The 25,390-nt window shown below is 71.5% G+C and carries 21 protein-coding genes and 1 pseudogene; 15 read left to right on the top strand and 7 right to left on the bottom strand.

Annotation, left to right across the window (positions count from 1 at the left end; genetic code table 11):
* The first annotated feature begins 31 nt into the window (after positions 1-31).
* From K4G22_RS13230 to K4G22_RS13210, 5 genes are all read left to right on the top strand, one after another.
* Complete coding sequence (locus K4G22_RS13230; RefSeq protein WP_228080407.1) at positions 32-1,102, top strand: PP2C family protein-serine/threonine phosphatase; 1,071 nt, start codon at positions 32-34, stop codon at positions 1,100-1,102.
* Positions 1,103-1,276: 174 nt separating this feature from the next.
* A complete protein-coding gene (dnaK, locus tag K4G22_RS13225) occupies positions 1,277-3,145 on the top strand; it encodes a molecular chaperone DnaK (protein ID WP_228080406.1) in 1,869 nt (622 codons plus the stop codon).
* Positions 3,142-3,828 carry a nucleotide exchange factor GrpE gene (grpE, locus tag K4G22_RS13220; RefSeq protein ID WP_228080404.1) on the top strand — a complete coding sequence of 229 codons (687 nt, stop codon included), beginning with the start codon at positions 3,142-3,144 and terminating at the stop codon, positions 3,826-3,828. Before dnaK ends, grpE begins: the two co-directional genes overlap by 4 nt.
* A 51-nt stretch (positions 3,829-3,879) precedes the next feature.
* Positions 3,880-5,103 (top strand): molecular chaperone DnaJ, encoded by a 1,224-nt coding sequence (gene dnaJ, locus K4G22_RS13215; protein WP_228080402.1) that lies wholly within the window; start codon positions 3,880-3,882, stop codon positions 5,101-5,103.
* A 4-nt stretch (positions 5,104-5,107) separates the two neighbouring features.
* Entirely contained in the window at positions 5,108-5,560 is a 453-nt protein-coding gene (locus tag K4G22_RS13210; protein WP_228080400.1) for a heat shock protein transcriptional repressor HspR, read from the top strand.
* Between the two features lie 1,087 nt (positions 5,561-6,647).
* Here the strand turns inward: K4G22_RS13210 and K4G22_RS13205 are convergent.
* Positions 6,648-7,304, bottom strand: coding sequence for a phosphatase PAP2 family protein (locus tag K4G22_RS13205; RefSeq protein ID WP_228080399.1), 657 nt, complete (start codon positions 7,302-7,304; stop codon positions 6,648-6,650).
* Positions 7,305-7,381: 77 nt separating this feature from the next.
* Here K4G22_RS13205 and K4G22_RS13200 point away from each other — a divergent pair, with 77 nt between their 5' ends.
* Positions 7,382-8,164: a trypsin-like serine peptidase gene (locus K4G22_RS13200; protein WP_228080398.1), complete on the top strand. Its 783-nt coding sequence runs from the start codon at positions 7,382-7,384 to the stop codon at positions 8,162-8,164.
* A gap of 3 nt (positions 8,165-8,167) precedes the next feature.
* Here K4G22_RS13200 and K4G22_RS13195 read toward each other — a convergent pair whose 3' ends face one another.
* A complete protein-coding gene (locus K4G22_RS13195; RefSeq protein ID WP_228080396.1) occupies positions 8,168-8,986 on the bottom strand; it encodes a nucleotidyltransferase domain-containing protein in 819 nt (272 codons plus the stop codon).
* 171 nt (positions 8,987-9,157) lie between these two features.
* Here K4G22_RS13195 and clpB point away from each other — a divergent pair, with 171 nt between their 5' ends.
* The 3 genes from clpB to K4G22_RS13180 all read left to right on the top strand — a co-directional run bounded on the left by clpB (position 9,158) and on the right by K4G22_RS13180 (position 12,837).
* Entirely contained in the window at positions 9,158-11,788 is a 2,631-nt protein-coding gene (clpB, locus tag K4G22_RS13190) for an ATP-dependent chaperone ClpB (RefSeq protein WP_228080393.1), read from the top strand.
* A 99-nt stretch (positions 11,789-11,887) separates the two neighbouring features.
* Entirely contained in the window at positions 11,888-12,532 is a 645-nt protein-coding gene (locus K4G22_RS13185) for a YbjN domain-containing protein (protein WP_228080391.1), read from the top strand.
* Positions 12,529-12,837 (top strand): thiamine-binding protein, encoded by a 309-nt coding sequence (locus K4G22_RS13180; protein WP_228080390.1) that lies wholly within the window; start codon positions 12,529-12,531, stop codon positions 12,835-12,837. The genes K4G22_RS13185 and K4G22_RS13180 overlap by 4 nt, the downstream gene beginning before the upstream one ends.
* A gap of 92 nt (positions 12,838-12,929) precedes the next feature.
* Here K4G22_RS13180 and K4G22_RS13175 read toward each other — a convergent pair whose 3' ends face one another.
* From K4G22_RS13175 to K4G22_RS13155, 5 genes are all read right to left on the bottom strand, one after another.
* On the bottom strand, positions 12,930-14,000 hold the full coding sequence (locus K4G22_RS13175; RefSeq protein WP_228080388.1) for an ABC transporter ATP-binding protein: 1,071 nt from the start codon (positions 13,998-14,000) through the stop codon (positions 12,930-12,932).
* Positions 13,997-15,139, bottom strand: coding sequence for an ABC transporter ATP-binding protein (locus K4G22_RS13170; protein ID WP_228080386.1), 1,143 nt, complete (start codon positions 15,137-15,139; stop codon positions 13,997-13,999). Before K4G22_RS13170 ends, K4G22_RS13175 begins: the two co-directional genes overlap by 4 nt.
* Positions 15,139-16,155 carry an ABC transporter permease gene (locus K4G22_RS13165; protein WP_228080384.1) on the bottom strand — a complete coding sequence of 339 codons (1,017 nt, stop codon included), beginning with the start codon at positions 16,153-16,155 and terminating at the stop codon, positions 15,139-15,141. Before K4G22_RS13165 ends, K4G22_RS13170 begins: the two co-directional genes overlap by 1 nt.
* Before the next feature lie 12 nt (positions 16,156-16,167).
* Positions 16,168-17,679, bottom strand: a complete 1,512-nt coding sequence (locus tag K4G22_RS13160) for an ABC transporter permease (protein WP_228080382.1) — start codon at positions 17,677-17,679, stop codon at positions 16,168-16,170.
* A 233-nt stretch (positions 17,680-17,912) separates the two neighbouring features.
* Positions 17,913-19,631, bottom strand: coding sequence for an ABC transporter substrate-binding protein (locus tag K4G22_RS13155; RefSeq protein ID WP_228080380.1), 1,719 nt, complete (start codon positions 19,629-19,631; stop codon positions 17,913-17,915).
* 420 nt (positions 19,632-20,051) lie between these two features.
* Between K4G22_RS13155 and K4G22_RS13150 the strand changes: the two genes are divergently transcribed.
* The 6 genes and pseudogenes from K4G22_RS13150 (at position 20,052) to fbaA (ending at position 25,321) form a co-directional block, all read left to right on the top strand.
* Entirely contained in the window at positions 20,052-20,636 is a 585-nt protein-coding gene (locus tag K4G22_RS13150) for a DUF2617 family protein (protein ID WP_228080378.1), read from the top strand.
* Positions 20,633-21,385 (top strand): annotated as a pseudogene (locus tag K4G22_RS13145) (spermidine synthase); the annotation flags it as partial. The gene K4G22_RS13150 and the pseudogene K4G22_RS13145, both read left to right, overlap by 4 nt.
* Positions 21,386-21,489: 104 nt before the next feature.
* Positions 21,490-22,650 (top strand): hypothetical protein, encoded by a 1,161-nt coding sequence (locus K4G22_RS13140; protein ID WP_228080377.1) that lies wholly within the window; start codon positions 21,490-21,492, stop codon positions 22,648-22,650.
* A gap of 73 nt (positions 22,651-22,723) precedes the next feature.
* Positions 22,724-23,536 carry an aldose epimerase family protein gene (locus K4G22_RS13135; protein ID WP_425336672.1) on the top strand — a complete coding sequence of 271 codons (813 nt, stop codon included), beginning with the start codon at positions 22,724-22,726 and terminating at the stop codon, positions 23,534-23,536.
* Between the two features lie 11 nt (positions 23,537-23,547).
* Positions 23,548-24,084: an orotate phosphoribosyltransferase gene (gene pyrE / locus K4G22_RS13130; protein WP_228080376.1), complete on the top strand. Its 537-nt coding sequence runs from the start codon at positions 23,548-23,550 to the stop codon at positions 24,082-24,084.
* A 214-nt stretch (positions 24,085-24,298) separates the two neighbouring features.
* Complete coding sequence (gene fbaA / locus K4G22_RS13125) at positions 24,299-25,321, top strand: class II fructose-bisphosphate aldolase (protein WP_228080374.1); 1,023 nt, start codon at positions 24,299-24,301, stop codon at positions 25,319-25,321.
* Positions 25,322-25,390: the final 69 nt, after the last annotated feature.

The following is a 25,390-nucleotide window of genomic DNA, read 5'->3' as shown; positions in this document are numbered from 1 at the left end:
GCCGGGGTTCCCGGGCGGGGAGCACCCGACGGTGCCCCGCCAGCTGTGGCTGGTGCCCTGGGGGGTGCTGGTCGTGCTCGCCGTGGTCCAGATGATCGCGCCCGGGTGGGTGCAGCTCGCGTTCGTGTTCGCGGCGCTGCCGCCGTTGACCGGACTGCTCTTCGGCCCCTGGCGGACGGCGGCGCTCTCGGTCGCCGTGCTGGTGCTGCTGATGCTGCCGCCCACCCAGCCCGCGCATATCAACGAGCCGGACGTGGCGGCGATGACGGCCATCGCCGGGTTCAGTGTGCTGGTCTCCTGGGTGCGCAGTCGCTATACCCGTGAGCTGGTTCGGGTGGGCTCGGTGGCCGAGGCGGCACAGCGCGCCGTGCTGCCGCCGGTGGCGCCCCGGGTGGGGGCGGTCAGCTGCGCCGGGCTCTACCGCGCGGCGCAGGTGGCGGCGCAGGTCGGCGGGGACCTCTACGACGTGCGCGAGGGGCCCTACGGGGTGCGGGCGCTGGTCGCGGACGTGCAGGGACACGGCCTGGCGGCGGTGGGCACGGTGGCCGCGTTGCTGGGCACGTTCCGCGAGGCGTTGCTGGACGAGCGCGAGCTGGCCGGGGTGGCGCTGCGCCTCGACCGGCGGTTGCGGATCGAGGCGGGCACGGCCGGGCCCGAGCCGTCGGAACTGTTCGTGACCGCCGTGCTGTTGGAGTTCCCGCCCGACGAGGACGCCGTCCGGCTGACGTCCTGCGGGCATCCGCCGATGCTGCTGCTGCGCGACGGCGGGGTGCGGGAGCTGGCGGCCGTTCCGGCGCCGCCACTGGGGCTCGGCCTGGAGGGGCTGACGCCGCACCCGCTGACCGTCCCGCTCTGCCCCGGCGATGTGCTGCTGGGCTACACGGACGGGGTGACGGAGGCCAGGAACGCGTCGGGGGCGTTCTATCCCCTGGTGGAGCGGGTGTCCGGCTGGTGCGGCGCGAAGGGCGGTCCCTCGCCCGACCCGCAGGCGCTGGTCGACTTCGTGTGGCGGGACATGACCGGGTTCGCCAGCGAGGTGCGGGACGATGTGGCGCTGCTGGCGCTGCGCCCGGCGGCGGAACGGGCCTCGGAACGGGCCTGAACCCCGGTTGGCTCCGCTGGCTCGGCTCGGAACACCGGCCGGGCCCGCCGTTGAGCAGGCCGACTGAACAAGGTTGAGCGCCCTGGGCTCAGGTCATTTGACTGGAGGCGCGCGCTCGGGCAGTCTTGAGCCTGTCACACTCAAGTAAAGCGGCGAGCAGCTGGAGGATCCGAAATGGCACGTGCGGTCGGCATCGACCTGGGCACGACGAACTCCGTCGTCAGTGTTCTCGAAGGCGGTGAGCCCACCGTCATCACCAACGCCGAGGGCGCCAGGACCACGCCGTCCGTTGTGGCCTTCGCGAAGAACGGCGAGGTGCTCGTCGGCGAGGTGGCCAAGCGGCAGGCCGTCACCAACGTGGACCGGACGATCCGCTCGGTCAAGCGCCACATGGGCACCGACTGGAAGATCGGCCTGGACGGCAAGGACTTCAACCCGCAGCAGATGAGCGCGTTCATCCTTCAGAAGCTGAAGCGGGACGCCGAGGCCTACCTGGGCGAGAAGGTCGCCGACGCGGTGATCACCGTCCCGGCGTACTTCAACGACCACGAGCGGCAGGCCACCAAGGAGGCGGGCGAGATCGCCGGCCTCAACGTGCTGCGGATCGTCAACGAGCCGACCGCCGCCGCGCTCGCCTACGGCCTGGAGAAGGACGACCAGACCATCCTGGTCTTCGACCTCGGTGGCGGCACCTTCGACGTCTCGCTGCTGGAGATCGGCGACGGCGTCGTCGAGGTCAAGGCCACCAACGGCGACAACCACCTCGGTGGTGACGACTGGGACCAGCGGATCGTCGACCACCTGGTCAAGCAGTTCGCCGGCGGCCACGGCGTGGACCTCTCCAAGGACAAGATGGCGCTCCAGCGCCTGCGGGAGTCCGCCGAGAAGGCGAAGATCGAGCTGTCCTCGTCCACCGAGACGACGATCAACCTGCCCTATGTCACGGCCTCGGCCGAGGGCCCGCTGCACATGGACGAGAAGCTCACCAGGGCCCAGTTCCAGCAGCTCACCGCCGATCTGCTGGAGCGCTGCAAGGTCCCGTTCCACAACGTGATCAAGGACGCCGGCATCCAGCTGTCCGAGATCGACCACGTCGTGCTGGTCGGTGGCTCCACCCGGATGCCCGCCGTCGCCGACCTGGTGCGCGAGCTGACCGGCGGCAAGGACGCCAACAAGGGCGTCAACCCGGACGAGGTCGTCGCCATCGGCGCCAGCCTCCAGGCCGGTGTGCTCAAGGGCGAGGTCAAGGACGTCCTGCTGCTCGATGTCACCCCGCTGTCGCTGGGCATCGAGACCAAGGGCGGCATCATGACCAAGCTGATCGAGCGCAACACCACGATCCCCACCAAGCGCTCCGAGATCTTCACCACGGCCGAGGACAACCAGCCGTCCGTGCAGATCCAGGTGTACCAGGGCGAGCGCGAGATCGCCGCGTACAACAAGAAGCTGGGCATGTTCGAGCTGACCGGCCTGCCGCCGGCGCCGCGTGGCGTGCCGCAGGTCGAGGTCACCTTCGACATCGACGCCAACGGCATCATGCACGTCTCCGCCAAGGACCTCGGCACCGGCAAGGAGCAGCGGATGACGGTCACCGGCGGCTCCGCGCTGCCGAAGGACGACATCGAGCGCATGATGCGCGACGCCGAGCAGTACGCCGACGAGGACTCCCAGCGCCGCGAGGCCGCCGAGACGCGCAACCAGGCCGAGCAGCTGGTGTACACCACGGAGAACTTCCTCAAGGAGAACGCCGAGAAGGTCCCGGACGACGTCAAGACCGAGGTCGAGACGGCCGTGGCCGATCTCAAGGAGAAGCTGAAGGGCGAGGACACCGCCGCCATTCGCGAGTCCTCCGAGACGGTCGCCGCCACCAGCCAGAAGCTGGGCCAGGCCCTCTACGCGGACGCCCAGTCGGCGCAGGGCGCCCCCGGCACGGAGTCGGCGGCCCCCGGCGGCGCCTCCGGCCAGGGTGCCCAGGGCACTGAGGACGACGTGGTCGACGCCGAGATCGTGGACGACGAGAAGCCGAAGGGCGGTGCGGCGTGACCCAGGAGCCGAAGGGCTTCGACCCGGAGCCTGAGGTCCCCGACGCCGAAGCGGCGCCCCCCGAGCCCGCCGAGCCGACGAAGCCCGAGGGGAGCGGCGAGCCCGCCGCCCCCGAGGGCCAGGCGGACGCCCCGGACGACGCGGAGGCCGCGTCCGCCCAGGCCGCCGAGGTGGCGCTCACCGCTCAGCTGGATCAGGCGCGCACCGCGCTGCACGAGCGCACGCAGGACCTCCAGCGGCTCCAGGCCGAGTTCCAGAACTACCGCCGCAGGGTGGAGCGGGACCGGATCGCGGTCAAGGAGGTGGCGATCGCCAACCTGCTGACGGAGCTGCTGCCGGTGCTCGACGACATCGGGCGGGCGCGGGACCACGGCGAGCTGCTCGGTGGTTTCAAGCAGGTGGCCGAGTCCCTGGAGACGGTCGCGGCCAAGATGGGCCTCGCGCAGTTCGGCAAGGAGGGCGAGCCCTTCGACCCGACGGTGCACGAGGCGCTGATGCACAGCTACTCGCCCGACGTCACCGAGACGACGTGCGTGCAGATCCTCCAGCCCGGGTACCGCATCGGCGAGCGCACCATTCGCCCGGCCCGGGTCGGCGTGGCCGAGCCCCAGCCGGGGAAGCCCGCCGACCAGGAGGAGAGCGCGTCCGAGAAGGACGACGACGGCGGCTCGGACGAGGGCTGACGTGGCCGACGACCGCACGGGATCCGTCGCGCGAAGGGAGGGACGTCGGGGATGAGCACCAAGGACTTCATCGAGAAGGACTACTACAAGGTCCTCGGCGTCCCCCGGGACGCCACCGAGGCGGAGATCAAGAAGGCGTACCGCAAGCTGGCCCGGGAGAACCACCCGGACGCCAACGAGGGGGACGCCAAGGCGGAGGACCGTTTCAAGGACGTCTCCGAGGCCTATGACGTGCTCGGTGACGCCAAGCGGCGCAAGGAGTACGACGAGGCGCGGGCCCTGTTCGGCAACGGCGGGTTCCGCGCCGGCGGGCCCGGCGGGGCCGGCCAGTTCAACTTCGACCTGGGGGACCTCTTCGGCGGTGCCCCGGGCCAGCAGGGGCCTGGCGGTCCCGGCGGTGCTGGCGCTCCCGGTGGGCCTGGCGGCGCGGCCGGCGGCTTCGGCGGCGGGCTCGGGGACGTGTTCGGCGGCCTCTTCAACCGGGGCGGCGCCCCGGGCGCGCGCACCCAGCCGAGGCGTGGCCAGGACATCGAGTCCGAGGTCACGCTCAGCTTCACCGAGGCCGTCTCGGGCGCCACGGTCCCGCTGCGGATGTCGTCGAGTGCCGCCTGCAAGACGTGTTCCGGCACCGGCGACAAGAACGGCACACCTCGGGTGTGCCCGACGTGTGTCGGCACCGGGCAGGTCAGCCGGGGTGGCGGCGGCGGGTTCTCGCTCACCGACCCCTGCGTCGACTGCCGGGGGCGGGGCCTGATCGCTCAGGACCCGTGCCAGGTCTGCCGGGGCAGCGGCCGGGCCACCAGCTCCCGCACCATGCAGGTGCGGATCCCTCCGGGCGTCGACGACGGGCAGCGCATTCGGCTGCGCGGCAAGGGCGCCCCGGGCGAGCGCGGCGGTCCGCACGGTGACCTCTATGTGGTGGTGCACGTGGGCGGCCACTCGGTCTTCGGCCGGCGTGGCGACAATCTGACCATCACGGTGCCGGTGACCTTCCCAGAAGCGGCGCTCGGTGGTGAGATCAAGGTGCCCACGCTCGGTGGCCCACCGGTCACGCTCAAGCTGCCACCCGGCACTCCGGGCGGGCGCACCATGCGCGCCCGGGGCAAGGGCGCGGTCCGCAAGGACGGCACCCGAGGCGACCTCCTGGTCACCATCGAGATCGCCGTGCCGAGCGACATGGGGGAGAAGGCCCGAAAGGCCCTCGGCGAGTATCGCGCGGCGGCCGACGGGGAAGACCCTCGGGCGGGCCTGTTCGAGGCCGCGAAGGGAGAGTAACGAGATGGACGGCCGGTACGGACAGAGCAGTAACCCCTACGAACTCACCGACGACTCGCCGGTCTACGTCATCTCGGTCGCGGCGCAGCTCTCCGGGCTGCATCCGCAGACGCTGCGTCAGTACGACCGGCTCGGCCTGGTCTGCCCCGACCGGGCGGCCGGTCGGGGCCGCCGGTACTCGGCGCGCGATATCCAGCTGTTGCGCCAGGTCCAGCGGCTCTCCCAGGACGAGGGGATCAACCTCGCGGGGATCAAGCGGATCATCGAGCTGGAGACGCAGGTCGCCGCGCTTCAGGCGCGGGTGGTCGAGTTGCAGCAGGCGGTTGAGGGCGCGGCGGTCGCCATGCGGCAGCGGGAGGCGCAGGTGCATGCCTCCTACCGCCGCGATCTGGTGCCGTACCAGGACGTCAGCCAGTCCTCGGCGTTGGTCGTCTGGCGCCCGGACCGCCGTCGCTGAGCCCGAGGCCGGGCTGGCCCGAACGGGCTCTTCCCACCCGCCCGCCCCTCCAACGGACGGGCGGGTGCCGTGCTGCCGGGGGCGGTCCTGTCGGCCTTCCGGCCCCGGCGTTGCCGCTGTGCCGGGCTCCCCGCCGGAGGCCAGGGCGCGCCTCGACTGGTCCGGGGGCCGTGATGCCTCACACCACCGGCGCCGACCCGGGGCCGTTGGAGGCGACCAGCCCAGGACTCCTCCACGGCCCGCCGCGCCGGGTCTGGTCGGGACGGGCCGGGTCGGGAGGCCCTGGCGTCCGGGCATCCGGCCTGCCTCCGTTTCGGCCTGTCGGCCTGCGGGCTGCGGGGCCTGCCACCCACCCTCCCGGCCGCCCGGCCTGCCAGCGTTTCGGCCTGCCGGCCTGCCGGCTGCGGGGCCTGCCACCCACCCTCCCCGCCGCCCGGCCTGCCAGCGTTCTGGCCTCGCCTGCCTCGCCGGTCTCCCGCCCTGCTGCCTTGCCGGCCTCCCGGCGTTCCGGCTTCCCGGCCGTCCGCCCTGCCGGCTTGCCGGGCGTCCGCCCTGCTGGCCTTCCCGGCTTCCCGGTCTCCTTGCTTCCCGGCTTCCCGGCTTCCCGGCTTTCCGGCCGTCCGCCCTGCCGGCCTCCTGGCCCTGCTGACCTTGCCGGTCTCCCGGTTTCCCCGGCCCCTGGCCTGCCAGCGTTCTGGCCTCGCCGGTCTCCCGGCGTTCCGGCTTCCCGGCGTCTCGGCCGGCCGCCCTCCCGCCCTGCCGGGCGTTCCGGCGTCCCGGTCTCCCGGCGTTCCGGCTTCCCGCCCTCCCCGCCCTCCCAGCCGTCCGCCCTCCTGGCCTTGCTGGCCTTGCCGGCTTCCCGGCCTTGCCGGCTTCCCGGCCTTGCCGGCTTCCCCGCCTTGCCGCCTCCCCGCCCTCCCAGCCGTCCGCCCTCCCGGCCTTGCCGCCCTCCCAGCCGTCCGCCCTCCTGGCCTTGCCGGCCTCCCGGCCTTCCCGCCCTGCCGGCCTCGCCCCCCCCGGGGCCCCTCGTCCTGGCGTCCCGTCTGCCCGTTCGTCGTTCGGCCGTTGGGGCGGGAAGGCCGCAGTGTCAGGTGGGGGTGGGGGGTGGGCTGTGGAGGCGGGGGGTGAGGGGGAGGAGGGCGGTGGTCAGGGTGATCGCGAGGAGCCAGCCGGCGAGGACGTCGGTGGGCCAGTGGACGCCGAGGTAGACGCGGCTCAGGCCGATGGCCGTCGCCCAGAGGGCGGGGAGGCCGACCGCCAGGGCGCGCGTCAGGCGGCGTCGGCATCTCGGCCACAGGGCCGCCGCCAGCCCGATGGCGACCAGCGCCGAGGTGGTGGCGTGGCCGGATGGCAGCGCCGGGTTGTTCACCTGCGTCACCCAGTCGGCCTCCGGCGGCCTGGGCCGATCGATCGTCACGACCAGCCCGTAGCGCAGCAGTTGGGCCAGCAGCAGCGCGGCGCCGCCGGCCACGGCGCCGAGCCACCAGTGGCGTCCGGCGGCCAGCGCCCCGGCGATCATCGCGCCGACGGTGGCGGGCAGCCGGGTGCCGGTCTCCGAGACCAGGGTGAACGCGTCGTCCCAGCCCGGGGTCCGGTGCGCCAGGGCCCATTCGTGGAGGGCCGAGTCGATGGCGAGTGGCTCGTTCCCGCCGGCGATCACCACGGCGAGCAGCGCGGCGCAGAGCGCTGCCGCCAGCAGGGAGAGGCCGGGCCAGACGCCGGCCGGCGGACGTGGGGGCATCATCGTTCTCCCTTTCGCTGAGACACTCGATCGGCGGACAGTGGCTGGACTTCACCCCTGAGTGATCACAGGGTGTCGGTATGAACCTACGCCTCCCCATATCCATCGCCGCAATGGCGGCGGCGATGCTCGTCACGGCGCCCCCCTCGGTGGCGGCCGACCCCTGGGCACAGGGCACGGTGAGCACGGTGGGAAAGATCATCTGGGACGCGGGCGACGGCCGTCTCGGGCTCTGCTCGGGCTCCGTGGTCGACGCGCCCAACGGCAGCGTGGTCGCCACGGCCGCGCACTGCGTCAGCGGTGCGGAGAGCCCCGCCGCCCCCGGCGACGTGTACTTCGTCCCGGCCTACGACCACGGCCGGGACCGCTACCGCGAGGACGGCTGGCGGGTGGCCTCGCTGCACACGCCGGAGAAGTGGGACATCAGCCGCGAGACCAACGACATCCTCCCGCACGACTACGCGTTCCTCACCCTGGAGCCCAAGGACGGCAGGACCGTTCAGGAGGCCCAGGGCGCCAACGCGTTGGCGTTCGAGCCGATCAGGGAGAGCGGCGAGGTGGCCGTCCTCGGCTATCCCGCGGCGGATCCCTATGACGGCGAGTCGCTGCGCTACTGCGCGGGCGAGACCGATGTGCTGGCGGAGGGCGAGGCCGAGGCGGTCAACGTCGGCGGGCTGTTGCTCAGCGACTGCGATCTGACGGCCGGATCGAGCGGCGGTCCCTGGTTGCAGGATCTGGACCACGCCACGGGGACCGGCACGGTGGTCGCCGTGATGTCCGTCGGCAGTGGCGACGGGCAGGTCGTCGGCCGGCCCTTCCCCGCCGACGCCAGAAGCCTGTTCGCGGCGGCCGGCGAGGGCTGACCGTCAGGGGCGTGGGGCCTTGTGGCCGTGCCGGTCGGCGTACTCGGCGGCGAGCCAGGGCGCGAGGTCCTCGGTGAGGACCCGGAGGACGGCGGGGTCCGCCGTGGGGTGGCGGGCGGTTTCGGCGGCCAGGCGCATCTGGTCGAGACGCTCCGGGTAGTAGTGGCCGAACAGCCTGGCGGAGCGCTGGAGATCGCTGGTCCAGCCGCCCCAGCGGGGCATCACCAGGGTGAACCCGGTGCGGACCAGCTTGCGGGCGACGGATCGGGCCAGGGCGCGGCGTTCCGCGTCGGTGGCCGTGCCGGCGGCCCGTTCCCGCCAGCGGAGCAGCGCCGGGCCGAGGTCCCCGTTGGTCTCCCTGGCGAGCAGGGAGCCGGGCCGGTGACGGGGAAGCCGTTCGGCGAGGTCGGGGCCGAGCAGCGGGGTGCACAGGCAGGCGACGAAGAAGCCGAGGTCGTGCCGTTCGCGTTCGCTGAGCACCTCGTCGACCGAGTCGATCAGCAGCCCGACCCCGTTCACCTGCGCGAAGGCCGCGTTGATCGCGGCCTCGACGGCATCGGCGGCGGCCCGGTCCGCCTCGGTCGGCCGGTGGCCAAGGACGAGCAGCAGGTCGAGGTCGGAGACGCCGGGGGTGGCCGTGCCCCGGGGGACGCTGCCGTAGAGGTACGCGCTGTGGGCCCGGCCGTCGTCGAGGAACGGCAGCAGCCGGGCCCTGGCCGCCGCCACCACCGGCGCGAAGGCCGCCGGCACGCGCTCCAGCGCGCCCTCGCGCGCGATGGTGCCGTCGGCGGCGAGCCCTCTGCCCAGCATGGGGTTCTCCATGGCGGCCACTCTGCTCCGCCGGCGCGCCCGAGGTCGCGCGGTTTTCCCGGTGGGCGCTTGGCGTTCTTGGCCTTGAGTGGCTTAGACTCAACTTATCGCACGTTGGCTGTGGCAGGGGCGGGGCGCCATGAGGCCCTGCCCCCGCTGTCGGGAGTGGAGGAGTGCCGCGAAGTGAACGCCGAGTTGACCAACCGAAGCCGGGACGCCATCAGCGTGGCCAGCCAGCGCGCGCTCACCGACGGGCACCCGGACATCACCCCGGCCCATCTGCTGCTGGCCCTGCTCACCGGGCAGGACAACGAGAACATCCAGGACCTGCTGGCCTCGGTCGAGGCGGACCAGGCCGCGTTGCGGTCGGGGGCCGAGCGGTTGCTGGCGGCGCTGCCCAGCGTCAAGGGCGCCTCGGTGGCCAGGCCGCAGCCCAACCGCGAGCTGCTCGCCGTGCTGGCGGACGCGGGCGGGCGCGCGGCCCGGCTGGGGGACACCTTCGTCTCCACGGAGCATCTGCTGATCGGTCTCGCCGCGCACGGTGGCCAGGTCGGTGAGCTGCTCTCGGGGCAGGGCGCGGGGGACGGGCGGCTGGCGGACGCGTTCCAGGCGGCGCGCGGCGGCCGTCGGGTCACCTCGGCCGATCCCGAGGGCACCTACAAGGCGCTGGAGAAGTTCGGCACGGACCTGACGGCGGCGGCCAGGGAGGGCCGGCTGGATCCGGTCATCGGCAGGGACCACGAGATCCGCCGGGTGGTGCAGGTGCTCTCCCGCCGCACCAAGAACAACCCGGTGCTGATCGGCGAGCCAGGGGTCGGCAAGACGGCCGTGGTGGAGGGGCTGGCGCAGCGGATCATCAAGGGCGATGTGCCCGAGTCGCTGCGGAACAAGCGGCTGGTCTCGCTCGATCTGGGCGCCATGGTGGCCGGCGCGAAGTACCGGGGCGAGTTCGAGGAACGGCTGAAGACCGTGCTGGGCGAGATCAGGTCGAGCGACGGTCAGATCATCACCTTCATCGACGAGCTGCACACGGTGGTGGGCGCGGGTGCGGGCGCCGACTCGGCGATGGACGCCGGCAACATGCTCAAGCCGATGCTGGCCAGGGGCGAGCTGCGGATGGTCGGCGCCACCACGCTGGACGAGTACCGCGAGCGGATCGAGAAGGACGCGGCGCTGGAGCGCAGGTTCCAGCAGGTGCTGGTGGCCGAGCCGGACGTGGCGGACTCGATCGCCATCCTGCGCGGGCTCAAGGGCCGGTACGAGGCGCATCACAAGGTGCAGATCGCGGACGGCGCGCTGGTCGCCGCCGCCACCCTCTCCGACCGTTACATCACCTCGCGGTTCCTGCCGGACAAGGCGATCGACCTGGTGGACGAGGCGGCGTCCCGGCTGCGGATGGAGATCGACTCGTCGCCCGTGGAGATCGACGAGTTGCAGCGCGCCGTCGACCGGCTGCGCATGGAGGAGCTGGCGCTGGCCAACGAGTCCGATGTCTCGTCCAGGGCGCGGCTGGCCCGGCTGCGCGCCGAGCTGGCGGACCGCGAGGAGGAGTTGCGCGGCCTGACCGCCCGCTGGGAGAAGGAGAAGGAGGGCCTCAACCGCGTCGGTGAGCTGAAGGAACGCCTGGACGAGACGCGGGGCGTGGCCGAACGCGCCCAGCGCGAGGGGGACTTCGAGGCCGCCTCCAAGCTGCTCTACGGGGAGATCCCGGCGCTGGAGCGGGAGTTGGCCGCCGCGTCCGAGGCGGAGCAGGAGGCCAAGCGGGACACCATGGTCAAGGAGGAGGTCGGCCCGGACGAGATCGCCGATGTGGTCTCCTCCTGGACGGGCATCCCCGCCGGCCGGCTGCTTGAGGGCGAGACGGAGAAGCTGCTGCGGATGGAGGAGGAGTTGGGGCGGCGGCTGATCGGCCAGGCCGAGGCGGTGCGCGCGGTGTCGGACGCGGTGCGCCGCAGCCGCGCCGGGGTGGCCGATCCGGACCGGCCTACCGGCTCGTTCCTCTTCCTGGGCCCGACGGGCGTCGGCAAGACGGAGTTGGCCAAGGCCCTGGCGGACTTCCTCTTCGACGACCAGCGCGCCATGGTCCGGGTGGACATGAGCGAGTACAGCGAGAAGCATTCGGTGGCCCGGCTGGTCGGCGCCCCGCCCGGCTATGTCGGGTACGAGGAGGGCGGCCAGCTGACGGAGGCCGTGCGCCGCCGCCCGTACACGGTGGTGCTGCTGGACGAGGTGGAGAAGGCGCATCCCGAGGTCTTCGACATCCTGTTGCAGGTGTTGGACGACGGCCGGTTGACCGACGGCCAGGGCCGCACGGTCGACTTCCGCAACACCATCCTGATCCTCACCTCCAACCTGGGCGGTCAGCATCTGCTCGACGCTCCCTCCTCGCCCGCCCTCGGGCAGGAGGGGCCCGGCAAGCCGGAGCAGCGGCGCGAGCAGGTGCTGGCGGCGGTGCGGGCGACGTTCCGGCCCGAGTTCCTCAACCGGCTGGACGATCTGGTCGTCTTCGACACGCTGAGCGGCGTGGAGTTGAGCCGGATCGCGCGCCTCCAGGTGGACGCGTTGCAGCGGCGGCTGGCCGATCGGCGGCTCACGCTGGACGTCACGGAGCTGGCGCTCGACTGGCTGGCGCTCCAGGGCTACGACCCGGCGTATGGCGCCCGCCCGCTGCGGCGGCTGGTGCAGACGGCGATCGGGGATCCGCTGGCCCGCAGGATCCTCGCCGGCGAGGTGCGGGACGGGGCGACGGTGCGGGTGGACGCGGCGCTGGAAGGCGAGCTGACGGTCGAGGCGGTCGACGGGGGCGACGGCTGATCCGAGTCGCCCGGACATGCCCCGTTCCCGCTGGTTGCCCCCTGGGGGCGGTGGTGGGAGAGGATGGGGTGCCCGCTAATCCGTACGAAGGGACCCCCCGTGTCCGTTGACCCGTCCGCCATCCCGAACTTCGGGGGGCGGCCCGACAAGCCGGAACAGCAGCGAGGCCAGGGCCAGCAGCAGGGCCAGCAGCCGACCAAGCCGACCGGCCCGATCATGCCGAACCAGGATCTGGTCAAGCAGCTGTTGGACCGGATGCAGCTGAAGTACGTGGTGGACAAGCAGGGCGATCTCGTCGCCCCCTGGAAGCAGTTCCGCACCTACTTCATGTTCCGGGGCGAGAAGCAGCAGCGCGTGCTGTCGGTGCGGACGTTCTACGCGCGCCCCTACACGCTGGACGACAAGCCCCGGCTGCTGGAGAGCGTGGACGAGTGGAACCACACCACGCTGTGGCCCAAGGTCTACACGCACACCAATGACGACGGCACGGTCCGGCTGGTCGGCGATGTGCATATGTTGCTGGGCGCCGGCGTCGCGTTCGACCACTTTGTGGCAAGCACGGTCAGTTGGGTGCGTGCCGCGATGGAGTTCGACAAGTGGCTGGTCGAGCGGCTCGGCCTGGCCGAGGACGTCGCGGGCTCGACCGATGCCGACGCCGACGCCGACGCGGACGCCAACGAGGGCGAGCCGAAGGAGCCGTCGGACGGGGACGACACCCCCGGCGGCCCGGGGACCCCGGCGTGATCGTCGCCTTCTCGGTGACCTCGATCGGCGCCGGTGAGGACGTCGGCGAGGAGGTCGCCGAGGCGGTGCGGGTGGTGCGGGCCAGCGGCCTGCCGCACCGCACGGACGCCATGTTCACCTCGATCGAGGGCTCCTGGGACGAGGTGATGGCGGTGGTCAGGGACGCGGTCGCGGCCGTCGAGGCCCGCGCCGGCCGGGTGAGCCTGGTGCTCAAGGCCGATATCAGGCCGGGCGTCACCGACGGCCTGGAGCGCAAGGTCCGCCGCGTCGACGAGTTGCTCGCCGAGGAGCCGGAGCACGGCTGACGCGGGGCCGCCCCCGTGGGGTGACACAGGCGAGGCCGGCCGCCCGACGGGACGTCCCGTCCGGCGGCCGGCCTCGTCGGCCTCGGCCAGCGCTACTCCGCCTCGCTCGCCGTCGGCCCCTTGGCCAGGGCGTCGGCCGCCGCCTCAAGGGGCGCCACCCCCGAATCGGGGACCTCGGCGAAGTGGCAGGCCACCGGGTGCCCGGTGCCCCGGTCGCGCAGCTCGGGCTCCTCGGTGGCGCAGATGTCCTGGGCCTTCCAGCAGCGGGTGCGGAAGCGGCAGCCGCTCGGCGGGTCGAGCGGGCTGGGCACATCGCCCGTCAACACCGTGCGCCGGCGCTGGCGCTCCCGCCTCGGGTCGGCCAGCGGGGCCGCCGACAGCAGCGCCTGGGTGTAGGGGTGCGAGGGGCGCTCGTACACCTGCTCCCGCTCGCCCGTCTCCACCACCTTGCCCAGGTACATCACAGCCACCCGGTCGGAGATGTGCCGCACCACGGACAGGTCGTGGGCGATGAACACATAGGCCACGCCCAGGCGTTCCTGGAGGTCCTCCAGGAGGTTGACCACGCCGGCCTGGACGGAGACGTCGAGCGCCGACACCGGCTCGTCGAGGACCAGCAGCTTCGGTTCGAGCGCCAGCGCCCTGGCGATGCCGATGCGTTGCCGCTGACCGCCGGAGAACTCGTGCGGATAGCGGTTGCCGTGCTCCGGGCTGAGGCCGACCAGCTCCAGCAGTTCGGCCACCCGCGCCTTGCCGGTCCGCCGCCACACGCCCTGCACCTTCAGCGGCTCGGCGATGATGTCGTTCACCGGCAGCTTCGGGTTGAGCGAGGCGTACGGGTCCTGGAAGACCATGCCGGCCTTGCGCTGGACCGGGCGCAGATCGCGCGTGCCGAGCCCGGTGATCTCCTGCCCGTCGAAGACGACGGAGCCCGACGTCGGCTTGATCAGCTGCAACAGCGCCCGCCCGGTGGTGGACTTGCCGCAGCCCGACTCGCCGACCACGCCGAGCGTCTCGCCCTCGCTGACCGAGAACGAGACGCCGCTGACCGCCTGCACCTGGCCGATCGTGCGCCGCACGAGTCCGCCGCCGCGCACGGGGAAGTTGACCACCAGGTCCTTGACCTGGAGCAGTTCACTGGGATCGGTCGCCGTGGCGGTCATCGGCCCTCCTCGGTGGTGCGGAAGAACGTGGTCGCGTCCTCGGCCTCGGCCAGCTGGTCGCTGTGGTGGCAGGCGGCCTCGTGGCCCTCGCCCTGGTCGACCAACCCGGGCTCGTCCTCCCGGCACTCCGCGGTGGCCAGCGGGCAACGCGGCGAGAACGGGCAGCCGATCGGCAGCCGGATCAGCGAGGGCGGGGTGCCGCCGATCGGCCGCAGCCGGTCGGAACGGGCCCCGTCCAGCGCCGGGATGGAGCCCAGCAGGCCCGCGGTGTACGGCATCCGCGGGTCGTAGAAGACCTGGTCGGTGCCGCCGACCTCGACCGGCTTGCCGGCGTACATCACCAGCGTGCGGTGCGCCATGCCGGCGATCACCCCGAGGTCGTGGGTGATCATCAGGATCGCCGCGTTGACCTCGTCCTTGACCTCCAGCAGCTTCTCCAGGATCTGCGCCTGCACGGTGACGTCCAGCGCCGTGGTGGGCTCGTCGGCGATGATCACGTCCGGGTCGTTGATGATCGCCATCGCGATCATCACCCGCTGCCGCATCCCGCCGGAGAACTCGTGCGGATACGCCTTGAGCCGGCGCTCCGGCTGGGGGATGCCGACCAGGCCGAGCATCTCCTTGGCCCTGGCCATCGCCTTCTTGCGCGGCACCAGATGGTGGGCGAGCACCGCCTCGGCGAGCTGGTCGCCGATGGAGCGCACCGGGTTCAGCGAGGTCATCGGGTCCTGGAAGATCATCGCGATCTTCCGGCCGCGCAGCCCCCGTTGCTCCTTGGGCCGCATGGTCAGCAGCTCCTGGCCGCGGTAGCGGATGCTGCCGTGCACCCGGGCGGACTTGGGCAGCAGGCCCAGCACCGCCATCGAGGAGACCGACTTGCCGGAACCCGACTCGCCGACGATGCCCAGCACCTCGCGGGCCCGCAGCGTGTAGTTGAGGCCGCGCACCGCCTTGACGAGCCCGTCGTCGGTGGGGAACTCCACCGTCAGGTTCTCGACGGCGAGGATCTCCTCGTCCGACGGCGGCTTGGCGTCGGCCAACGTGTGGGCGGCGTGCACCTCTTCGGCGGCCTCGGTCACCGCCGCGTCGCCGCCGGGGGTCGAGGCGGTGGGTGTGTTGATGGGAGGAGTCAGGGACATCAGTCACGCACCCGGGTCTGTCGGGGGTCGAAGGCGTCGCGCAGTCCGTCGCCGATGAAGTTCACCGAAAGGGCGATGGCGATGATGAAGCTTCCCGGCCAGTAGAAGAGCCAGGGGCGCACGCTCAACGCCGTGCGGTACTCGGTGATCAGCCGGCCGAGCGAGGTGTCCGGCGGGCGCACACCGAGGCCGAGGAAGGACAGCGCGGACTCCAGCAGCACCGCGCTGGCGATCGTCAGCGTCGCCGACACGATGATGATGCCGATCGTGTTGGGCAGGATGTGCTTGAAGATGATCCGCTTGGCCGAGGTTCCGACCGAACGGGCCGCCTCCACATACTCCTTCTCGCGCAGCGAGAGCACCTCGCCGCGCACCAGCCGGGCGATCTGGGTCCACAGGCAGAGCCCGAGGAAGAGGGCGAAGAGGACCACGCCCCGGCCCGCCACGATCACGCCGATCAGGCCGGCCAGCAGCAGCGTCGGCACGGCGATCACCACATCGGTGACCCGCATCAGCACGGCCTCGGTCCAGCCCCGGAAATAGCCGGCGACGGCGCCGACCACGGTGCCGACCAGGGTGGCGACCAGGCCCACGATCACCGCGATCAGCAGCGAGACCTGGGCGCCGCGCATGGTGAGCGCGAAGTAGTCACGCCCCACGTTGTCCTGGCCGAACGGGTGCTCGCCCAGGTGGACTCCGCCGCCGCCGAGGAAGCCCGGCACCACCGAGAGGGTGGGGCGACCGCCCTCCACGACCGATCCGGTGGTGGAGGGGTCCTTGTCCCACCAGCCGGGTATGAAGCCGGCGCCGATGCTGGTCACGGCGAGCGCCACGACCAGGAAGAACAGCACCATCCCGACGAGCGCGCCCTTGTGCCGCAGGAAGCGGCGGAGCACCAACTGCCCCTGGGAACGGGCGACCACGTTCATGCCCTGGGCGTCGGCGACCTGCGCCGCGCTCGTGCCAGGGTCCTCCGGGTTCTTCTCGGCCCCGGCGCCTTCCGCGTTTCGCGTCATGGCCAGTCTCCTTTACGACAACCGGATGCGAGGGTCGAGGAACGCGTAGACGATGTCGGCGATCATGTTGAAGACCACGATCGCGCCACCGGCCACCAGGAAGAACGCCATGATGGGCATGGGGTCTCCCTCGTCGATCCCGGTGAAGAGCAGCTTCCCCATCGCCGACCAGCCGAAGACCTCCTCGGTCACCACCGCGCCGCCGACGATCGTGCCGATGTCGTAGGCGACCAGCGTGGTGATCGGGATCAGGCCGTTGCGCAGCACGTGCCGGGTGACGACCGCGCGCTCGCTGAGCCCCTTGGCCCGTCCGGTGCGCACATAGTCCTGGTTCATCACCTCCAGCATGCTCGCGCGGGTGTAACGCGTGTAGCTCGCCAGCGAGATCAGCACCAGGGCGAGCGTCGGCAGCGCCAGGTGGCCGGCCGAGTCCAGGCCCGACTCCCAGAAGGTGCCCGAGTAGTTGGGGGTCTCCGCGCCGATGGTGGAGATCGGCCGGCCGCCGACCGAGTCGCTGTAGTCGGCGAACGACTGGAGCATCCGGTCGGTGAAGATGACCGCGCCGGTGAAGACGCCGGTGAGCACCGCGGCGGGGATCGCCGATCTGCGGTACAGATCGCCGCCGAGGAACCAGCCGATCGCGGCGGCGATCACGACGGTGAGCAGCGCCAGCAGCACGATGGTGAGCAGCTCGGGGTCCTTCAACACCGGTCCGAGCGAGAGCGAGGCGACCACGCCGATCCCGGCGGTGGCCATCGCCGCCTGGAGCGGCGGCTTCCATTCGAGCCCGCTGACGAGGGTGGTGAAGCCGAGCGCCGCGCCCACCGCCGTGAGCGCGATGACGATCGGGCCGAGCCCGGGGTCGGTGAACCACTCGGTGGCGGAGAGCAGCGTCAGCAGCACGGCCATGCCGGCGGTCGTCGAGCCGAAGGCGATCAGCCGGGACCTTCGGTCACCCACCACGACCGAGCCGCAGACCAGGCCGAAGATCAGCGAGATGCCACCGACGAAGGTGGGCGAGATGGTGGGCTCGGCCAGCCAGTCGTTGAAGTCCAGGGCGAGGAACTGCTTGAGCAGGGTGCCGACCCAGAAGAGCGGCAGCGAGAAGCAGATGAAGGTGACGAAGGTGACGGCGTGGTCGAGCGCGGTGTACTGGCGCAGCGCGGAGAGCACACCGACGGCGATCCCGATCACGATGGCCAACACCGTGGCGCCGGTGATCAGTTGAATGGTGGCGGTGAACGCGTTCTCCAGCATGGCGTTGACGTCCTGGCCCTGGCGGTTCACGCCCAGGTCACCGGTGAGGACATCGCCCAGCCAGCGGAAGTAACGAACGATGGCGGGATCGCCGAGGTGCATGCGCTCGGTTATCTCGGCCATGGCGGCCTCGCGGGCGCCGTCCGGCAGTTGCCTGGCCTCGGACAGTGGGTCGCGGATGCGGGTGGCCAGCAGGAAGACCACGACCGTGGAGGCGAGGAAGACCCAGATCGAGACGAAGAGCCGCCGCGCGATGAAGACAAGCATGGCGCTGACTCCTGTGGTTGCGGAGGTGGGGAGCTAGGGAGGGGAAGGGGCGCGTGACCGACCGTTCCCCGGCCGTGGCTCGGCGGGTGGCCGAAACCTCGCCCCGGGTACGGGACGCGGGGCCGGGAAGTGATAGTTCCCGGCCCCGCTCAACTCGCTTGACGCGGCCCCGTGGTGGTGCCGTTGACCAAGGCCCGGGGCTCACCGCTCGGCGCGGTGGGCCTCAGGGTCGGTCAGCTCTTGCTCCACGTCTGGGCGTTCCAGATGATGCCGTTCTGGGAGGGGTTGGGGACCACGTTCTCCACCGCGCCGTTCCAGGCGGTGATGCCCGGGTGCTGGTAGAGCGGGATGGTCACCAGGTTCTCCCACAGGTGGGCCTCGATGTCGGCGGTGATGGCGACCGCCTCCTCAAGGACACCGGTGCGCAGTACGTCGTCGAGCAGCTGGTCCAGCTCCTCGTTGCTGTAGCAGCCGTTGTTGTTGCCCTTGCCGTCGACCGAGCACTCACCGACGGTGCGGTAGGTGGAGTTCCAGCCGGAGCGGTCGGGCGAGCCCGACCAGGCGTACATGGCGACGTCGAACCGGCCCTCGGAGAGCGCGCCCGTGGTGTCGAAGAAGTCGGCCGCGGCGGTGAACTCCACGTCGAAGCCGGCCTCCTCACAGGAGGTCTCGATCAGCAGACCGGCGTCGTTGCGGCGCTGGTTGTCCAGGGTGCCGAGGCGCACGGTGAGGCCGACGGCGTCCTGCTCCTCAAGGATCTGGCGGGACCGCTCGATGTCGGTGGTGCCGTAGGACTCGATGTACTCGGCGGAGGCGTCGATGGCCTCCTGGTAACCCGCGTCCCACGGGGCGACGTTGCGGACCTGCTTGACGGTGGCCTCCGGGACGACCGGCTTGATCAGGTTGTCCACGAGGGTCTCGTAGGGCACGCAGAGGGCGAACGCCTCACGCAGCTCGATCGAGTCGGCGAACGGGCCGTTGTCGAAGTTGAAGTCGAGGTGCTCGTAGGTGTACTCCTCGGACACCTCGGACTCCAGGCCCTCGGCGGCGGCGATCTGCTCCGCCATGTCCACCGTGGGCTGCGGCTCGATGATGTCGACTTCGAGGTTCTGAAGGGCCTGGACCTGCTCCGGCTCGGCGACCATCCGGATCACGACGGAGTCGGCCGCGGCTGGCTCGCCCCAGTACGCCTCGTTCCGGACGAGGGTCACCGACTGGTCGGCGACGTAGTCACTGAGCTTGAAGGGCCCCGAGGAGGGGATCAGCTCCTCGGCGGGCAGCTCACCGCTGATCTGCCAGCCCGAGTTGTAGAACTCGGCGGCGGCCTCCAGCGGGGCCGGGTCGTCGCCCTGGAGCGCGGCGAGGAACTCCTCCTCGGTCAGGTCGGACTGCCCGGCGAGGACATGCGCCGGCATCATCGTGGTGTTGCCGTGCCCGGGTCCCGCGGTCAGCCAGTCGGCGTAGGGCTGGTCGTATATGAGGGAGAAGTCCTTGTCGCCGGCGGCGCACTCGGGCCGCGCGGTGTCCTCGATGCCCTGGGTGCCGGGGACGGAGAAGATGCCGTCGAAGGCGCCGCTCTGCGCGGTCCACCACACCAGCACATCGTCACAGTCGATGGGCGTGCCGTCCGACCAGACGGCGTCCGGGTTGATCGAGTAGTCGATCTGGAGCGGGTCCTCCGACACCTGCTCGAAGGTGCCGAACTCCTCGTTCGCGATCGGCTGGCCGTCGCTGTCGCCGAACTTCCAGAAGCCGGACAGGACCTGGCCCATCACCTGTCCGTTGGCCACCGTGTTGGCGCCCGCCGTGGTCTGGTTGTAGTTCTGCCACGGTTGAGCCATCGCGTAGGTCACCGTGCCGCCGGTGCCACCGCTGCCGTTCGCGTCATCGTTGCCGTCGTCGTCGTTGTCGTCGCTGCTACATGCGGAGAGAACGAGCGTCCCTGCCAACATGGCCGTGACGAGTTTCGACGTTCTGCCGAATCGGGTCATCTTGGGCCTTCCACGGTGTCTGGCTTCGGGTGAAGTTGTCGAGAGCCTCCTCACAGTTGGAGGTCCTAACAAGTGCGTCAGAGTGACCGTTGTGCAGCCGAGATGTGAAGAACGCTGAGCTGTGACTATTGATTGGGTGGATTCATGGGCAGAGAAGGGCGATTCGCCCCGGTCTCCGCGCGTTGATCGTGCGCGGCTGTTCGTTATCCGGTCGGGGCATTGGTGAACACCTGACCTAGCCTGCCCCCCTGTAGGGGGAAATCTGGTGGAGTTGGGTAAAACGGCTGTGGGGGCTGGGAGTTCCGTGGTTCGGTGGATTCGTTGCTCTTGGGAGGGTCGGGCGCACCACCCTCAACTGCATGTCATGCGGGGGGCCGATCCATGCTCAAATCCATTAACACCATGTTCACCGACACGCGCGCCGGCGACCTCGCCTGGGCGCTCGATCGAGGTCCGGAGCCGGCCCTGGCCACGCTCGACCTCGAACTGGGGGACGTCTCCGTTCAGTTGCGCGTTCTGGGCGCCTCACACCAGGTCCTGCTCAACAGTAGCCGGGGCTCCTGCTCGGAGACAGTCGCCTGCATCCCCGGCGGCAACACCCCGCTGCCCATGGGGGTCTCCCGCCGCCTGGGGAACTTCGAGTACGAGTTCGCCGCCCGGGTGGAGACGCTGAGCCCGGGGTCGTTCGCCGGCCGGGCCCAGGAGTTGCTGGCGCTGGTCGCCGAACACCCCCAGGGACTGGCCGCGTTGTTCCCCGGCGACCCCAACGCCTTCACCGCGCTGCTGGCGCAACGCCAACAGGGCCAGGTGCACTGGCGCACCTGGCACGCGTACCCGCAGGAGCGGCATCTTGTGGCCACCAGGACAACGGTGTTGGGCGCGCCGCACGCGGTGGAGGCGACACCGAAGTCCACTCCTGTGGGTGACAGGGCGAGTTCGAGGTGTGACGTAACGTTCGGTTCATGATCGAGACGTCCGAGGCCGAGTGCGCGAACGGGCCCGGTGCCCGGGCGGCCCTCCCGGTTTCGCCCGGGGTGGGGCGGAGGCTGGTGCTGCTGGCGGTCTTCGTCTGTGCCGCCTGCGGGCTGGTCTACGAGTTGGAGCTGATCGCGCTCGCCGACTACCTGGTGGGGGACACCGTCACGCTCACGTCCATCGTGCTCTCCTCGATGGTCTTCGCCATGGGCATCGGCTCCCTGGGAGCCAAGCGGCTGCGCGCCCAACCCTCCGTCAACTTCGGCCTGATCGAGGCGATGCTGGCGCTGGTCGGCGGCTGCTCGGCCACCCTGCTGCACCTCTCCTTCCTGTGGTTCGACGAGGTCAGGCCCACGCTGGTGCTGCTGTCGCTGGCCATCGGCCTGTTGATCGGCGCCGAGATGCCGCTGCTGATGACGCTGATCCAGCGCATCAGGCAGCAGGACGCCGGCCGCGCGGTGGCCGATCTCTCCGCCGCCGACTACGTGGGCGCGCTGCTGGGCGGTCTCGCCTTCCCCTTTCTCCTGCTCCCGCTGCTCGGCCATCTCAACGCCGCGCTCTTCACCGGCGTGGTCAACGCGCTGGCCGGCGGCGCCGTGGTGCTCTGGCTCTTCCGCGGCGATCTCAGCCGGGCCAGCCGCGCCCGGCTCACGCTGGTCGTCTCCGGGGTCACGGCGACGCTGGTGGTCTGCGCCCTGACGGTGGATTCGCTGGGGGAGCGGGCCGAGCGGGTCCTGCACCAGCGGGAGGAGGCCCAGCGGGTCGCTTCCGCCTCACCGACGCCGCACGTTGCTTTTGGCCCACCCAGTAACATATGTGCCGCTCAGTGGGTAGGCTCCGCGCCATGGAGCACGAGGTCGACCTCCCGTATTCCGCCGATGTCGTTCTGAGCGCCTTCGCCGAGCCGAGGCGGGTGGCCCGTTGTGTGCCGGGGCTCCAACCGGCCCAGCCGGGGAGTCCGGCCGTGCGGGACACCGCCCCCGGCGAGGTGCGCGGCCGGCTGCGGCTGCGCGCCGGCACCTCCACCATCACCTACCGGGGCTCCCTCACCTTCGCCCTCGCCGACGGCGGCTACACCGTCGCGGCCACCGGCGAGGAGGCCAGGGGGTCGGGGAAGGTCAGCGTGGTGCTGACGGTGCTGGCGCGGGAGCGCCCCGGGGGCGCCGGCTGCACGCTGTCCTTCCAGGGCCGGCTCACCGGCACCGGACGCCTCCTCGAACTCACGGAGGAGCAGCGGCACTCGGTGGGACGGCGGCTGCTGGATCGTTTCGCCGACGCGCTGGGCGATCTGCTCGCCGAGGCGGCGGCCGAGACCGTGGTGGAGGCGGTCGCCGAGGCCGTCGCCGAGCGGGTCGCCGAGGAGGCGGCGACGGAGGGGGCCGTCGACGAGCCCCTGCCGGAGGCCGACGAGGCGCTGACGGAGGCCGTCCCCGAGCTGACGGAGTCCGTCGATGAGCTGGCCGGGGAGGCCGAGCCGCCGCCGACGCCGGGCGGCATCGGCGCGCCGGACGACAACGAACGGGTGATTCCCGGGATTCCCTCGGCGCAGAGCCCCGAGCCCGATGCCGTGCCGGACGCGGGCCCCGACGCGGCGCATGAGCCCAGGGCGAGCGGGGGCGGCGAGTCGAGTCAGGAGCATGTGGCGGAGCCGGGGGCCTCGCAGCCCGCCGTGGAGGCCTCCCAGCCGGCCGCCGGCACGCCGGGCGACGAGCGGGACGCCGAGACGCCGCCGCCCACGGAGGCCGAGCGGGTCCTCGGCCGCGTCGAGGCGGGCCGGGGCGACTTCTCGCTGCCCGCGCCCGAGGCGGATCACGCCCGGCGCAGCATGATCGGGCGGAGCGCGGAGGAAGTGGATCACGCGCCCCCTCGGGGGCGTTACGCACCGGAGGTCGCGCCGGGCGGTGGAGCCGGTCCTTCCCCCGTGCTGCGGTGGGCCGCGCCGGCCGCCGCGCTGGTGGTGGCCTCGGCTGTGGTCATCGGCCGGGCGCTGCGCCGCAGGCGTTAGCGGCCCCGCGACGCGCTGTCCAGCATGAGGTCACCATTAGTCATTTCATAGAGCTGATCGTTATCGTCGTGGGGTGACCATCGATGACACCGAACGTGGGATTCGACTGCGTGCCGGCGACGCCGAGTTGACCGTGCGCCCCGACCAGGGGGCCCGGATCTCCTCGCTGACCGTCGCCGGCCTTGAGCTGCTGCGCCAGGGCGAGCGCTATGGCTCCTTTGTGATGGCCCCCTGGTGCGGTCGGACCCGACAGGGCCGGTTCCGCGACGGCGGCACGGACCACCAGCTGCCGGTCAACGCCGGCGCGCACGCCATCCATGGCACCGTCAGGGGCCGCCCCTGGCGGACCGTGCGGGCGGACGAGCGTTCCGTCGCCCTGGTCTGCGAGCTGACCGATCCCTGGCCCTATGCCGGGATGGTCAGCCAGCTGGTGGAGCTGGCCGAGGACGGCAGCGGGGTCACCCTCACGCTGGGCGTCGAGACGGCCGACAACTCCTTCCCGGCGCAGGTCGGTTGGCATCCCTGGTTCCTGCGCCAGCTCACCCCGGGGGGCCGCGAGGTGGAGATCGACTTCACCCCGGCCTGGCAGGAGGAGCGGGGTGACGACCATCTGCCCACCGGCCATCGCGTCGCGCCCAAGCCGGGGCCCTGGGACGACTGCTTCGGGATGCCGGACGGGGTCGACGTCACCCTGAGCTGGCCCGACCAGCTGGAGTTGACGGTGGGCAGCCGGGCCGAGTGGGTGGTCGTCTACGACGAACTGCCGGAGGCCGTCTGTGTGGAACCGCAGTCGGGCCCGCCCAACGGGCTGAACAGCCACCCCCGTCTTGTCACCCGGCTGGAGCCGCTGGAGGTCTCCACCCGGTGGGACTGGCGGCTGGCATAGGCTCTGGGGTCATGAGCGCGCGTGCACAACTGCTCCAGCAGATCAAGAACAAGGCCGTGGTCCACGGCAAGGTGATCCTCTCCTCGGGGCAGGAGACCGACCGCTACCTGGACCTGCGTCGGGTCGCCCTGGACGGCGAGGCCGCCCCGCTGGTCGGCGAGGCGATGCTGGATCTCACCGGCGACCTCGACTACGAGGCGGTGGGCGGGCTCACCATGGGTGCCGACCCGGTGGCCGCGGCCATGCTGCACGCGGCGGCGGCCAGGGGCGAGCGGCTGGACGCCTTCGTGGTGCGCAAGGTGGGCAAGGCGCATGGCCTCCAGCGGCGGATCGAGGGCCCCGATGTGGCCGGCCGGCGGGTGCTCGCCCTGGAGGACACCTCGACCACCGGCAACTCGGTGCTGACCGCCGTGGAGGCGTTGCGCGAGGCGGGCGCCGAGGTGGTGGCCGTGGCGGTGATCGTGGAGCGCGGCGCGGCTCCCGCCGTCGAGGCGGCCGGACTGCCCTACTACTCCGTCTTCACTCTCGGAGACCTGGACCTGGGCTGACCAGCCTGACCGTCCGAGCCGTCCGAGCCGTCCGACTGGCCTGAGCTGCGTCGATTACGGACCGTCATGGTTTCACGTGAAACTGCGGCAGGCTGTCATGGGCGCCCGCCGTCGTCTGGGAAGATGGGCGCGACGATGATGCCCAGGACGCCAATGAAGACGTCTCCCTGATTTCGAGTAGCAGCCCGACGCACACTCTCCAAGGAGCGGACAGATGCCCATCGCGACCCCTGAGGTCTACAACGAGATGCTCGACCGGGCGAAGGCGGGCAAGTTCGCCTACCCGGCCATCAACGTCACCTCGACGCAGACCCTGCACGCCGCCCTGCGCGGCTTCGCCGAGGCGGAGAGCGACGGCATCGTCCAGATCTCCACCGGTGGCGCCGAGTTCCTCGGCGGCCAGTACAACAAGGACATGGTCACCGGCGCCCGCGCGCTCGCCGAGTTCGCGCATGTGGTGGCCGAGAAGTACCCGGTCAACGTGGCGCTGCACACCGACCACTGTCCCAAGGGCAAGCTGGACGGCTATGTCCGTCCGCTGCTGGCGATCTCCCAGGAGCGGGTGGACCGGGGCCTGAACCCGCTCTTCCAGTCGCATATGTGGGACGGCTCCGCCGAGACCCTCAAGGACAACCTGGACATCGCCGCCGAGCTGCTGGCCCTGGCCGCCGCCGCCAAGATCATCCTGGAGGTGGAGATCACCCCCACCGGCGGTGAGGAGGACGGCGTCTCGCACGAGATCAACGACGAGCTGTACACCACCGTCGACGACGCGCTGCGGACCGCCGAGGCGCTGGGCCTGGGGGAGCGGGGCCGCTATCTGCTGGCCGCGTCCTTCGGCAATGTGCACGGCGTCTACAAGCCGGGCAATGTGGTGCTCCGCCCCGAGCTGCTCAAGGACCTCCAGCAGGGCGTGGCCGAGGTCAGCGGCAAGCAGGACCCGTTCGACTTCGTGTTCCACGGCGGCTCGGGTTCGACGGAGGAGGAGATCGCCACCGCGCTGGAGAACGGCGTGGTGAAGATGAACCTCGACACCGACACCCAGTACGCCTTCACCCGGCCGATCGTCGACCACGCGTTCCGCAACTACGACGGTGTGCTCAAGGTGGACGGCGAGGTCGGCGACAAGAAGGTCTACGACCCGCGCAGCTGGGGCAAGTTGGCCGAGGCCGGCATGGCGGAGCGGGTCACCCTGGCCTGCACCCACCTCCGTTCCGCCGGCACCAGGCTGAAGTAGCCGAGCGGGGCCGGGCCCCGGCCCGTCCCGTCCGGCCCGCCCCTTCCGGCCCGCCTCGAAGGGCCCGCC

The organism is Streptomyces profundus (genome assembly GCF_020740535.1).
Taxonomy (GTDB): Bacteria; Actinomycetota; Actinomycetes; order Streptomycetales; family Streptomycetaceae; genus Streptomyces; species Streptomyces profundus.
The sequence above is the reverse complement of the archived record's forward strand: the minus strand, read 5'-3'. Positions and strand labels throughout refer to the sequence as shown.

Coding starts and splice junctions, on each gene's coding strand:
- K4G22_RS13170 (WP_228080386.1), bottom strand. CDS start 15,139: ATGTCCCTGACTCCTCCCATCAACACACCCACCGCCTCGACCCCCGGC.
- dnaK (WP_228080406.1), top strand. CDS start 1,277: ATGGCACGTGCGGTCGGCATCGACCTGGGCACGACGAACTCCGTCGTC.
- K4G22_RS13150 (WP_228080378.1), top strand. CDS start 20,052: ATGCTCAAATCCATTAACACCATGTTCACCGACACGCGCGCCGGCGAC.
- K4G22_RS13165 (WP_228080384.1), bottom strand. CDS start 16,155: ATGACGCGAAACGCGGAAGGCGCCGGGGCCGAGAAGAACCCGGAGGAC.
- K4G22_RS13210 (WP_228080400.1), top strand. CDS start 5,108: ATGGACGGCCGGTACGGACAGAGCAGTAACCCCTACGAACTCACCGAC.
- dnaJ (WP_228080402.1), top strand. CDS start 3,880: ATGAGCACCAAGGACTTCATCGAGAAGGACTACTACAAGGTCCTCGGC.
- K4G22_RS13160 (WP_228080382.1), bottom strand. CDS start 17,679: ATGCTTGTCTTCATCGCGCGGCGGCTCTTCGTCTCGATCTGGGTCTTC.
- pyrE (WP_228080376.1), top strand. CDS start 23,548: ATGAGCGCGCGTGCACAACTGCTCCAGCAGATCAAGAACAAGGCCGTG.
- fbaA (WP_228080374.1), top strand. CDS start 24,299: ATGCCCATCGCGACCCCTGAGGTCTACAACGAGATGCTCGACCGGGCG.
- K4G22_RS13140 (WP_228080377.1), top strand. CDS start 21,490: ATGGAGCACGAGGTCGACCTCCCGTATTCCGCCGATGTCGTTCTGAGC.
- K4G22_RS13200 (WP_228080398.1), top strand. CDS start 7,382: ATGAACCTACGCCTCCCCATATCCATCGCCGCAATGGCGGCGGCGATG.
- K4G22_RS13175 (WP_228080388.1), bottom strand. CDS start 14,000: ATGACCGCCACGGCGACCGATCCCAGTGAACTGCTCCAGGTCAAGGAC.
- K4G22_RS13155 (WP_228080380.1), bottom strand. CDS start 19,631: ATGTTGGCAGGGACGCTCGTTCTCTCCGCATGTAGCAGCGACGACAAC.
- K4G22_RS13195 (WP_228080396.1), bottom strand. CDS start 8,986: ATGGAGAACCCCATGCTGGGCAGAGGGCTCGCCGCCGACGGCACCATC.
- K4G22_RS13205 (WP_228080399.1), bottom strand. CDS start 7,304: ATGATGCCCCCACGTCCGCCGGCCGGCGTCTGGCCCGGCCTCTCCCTG.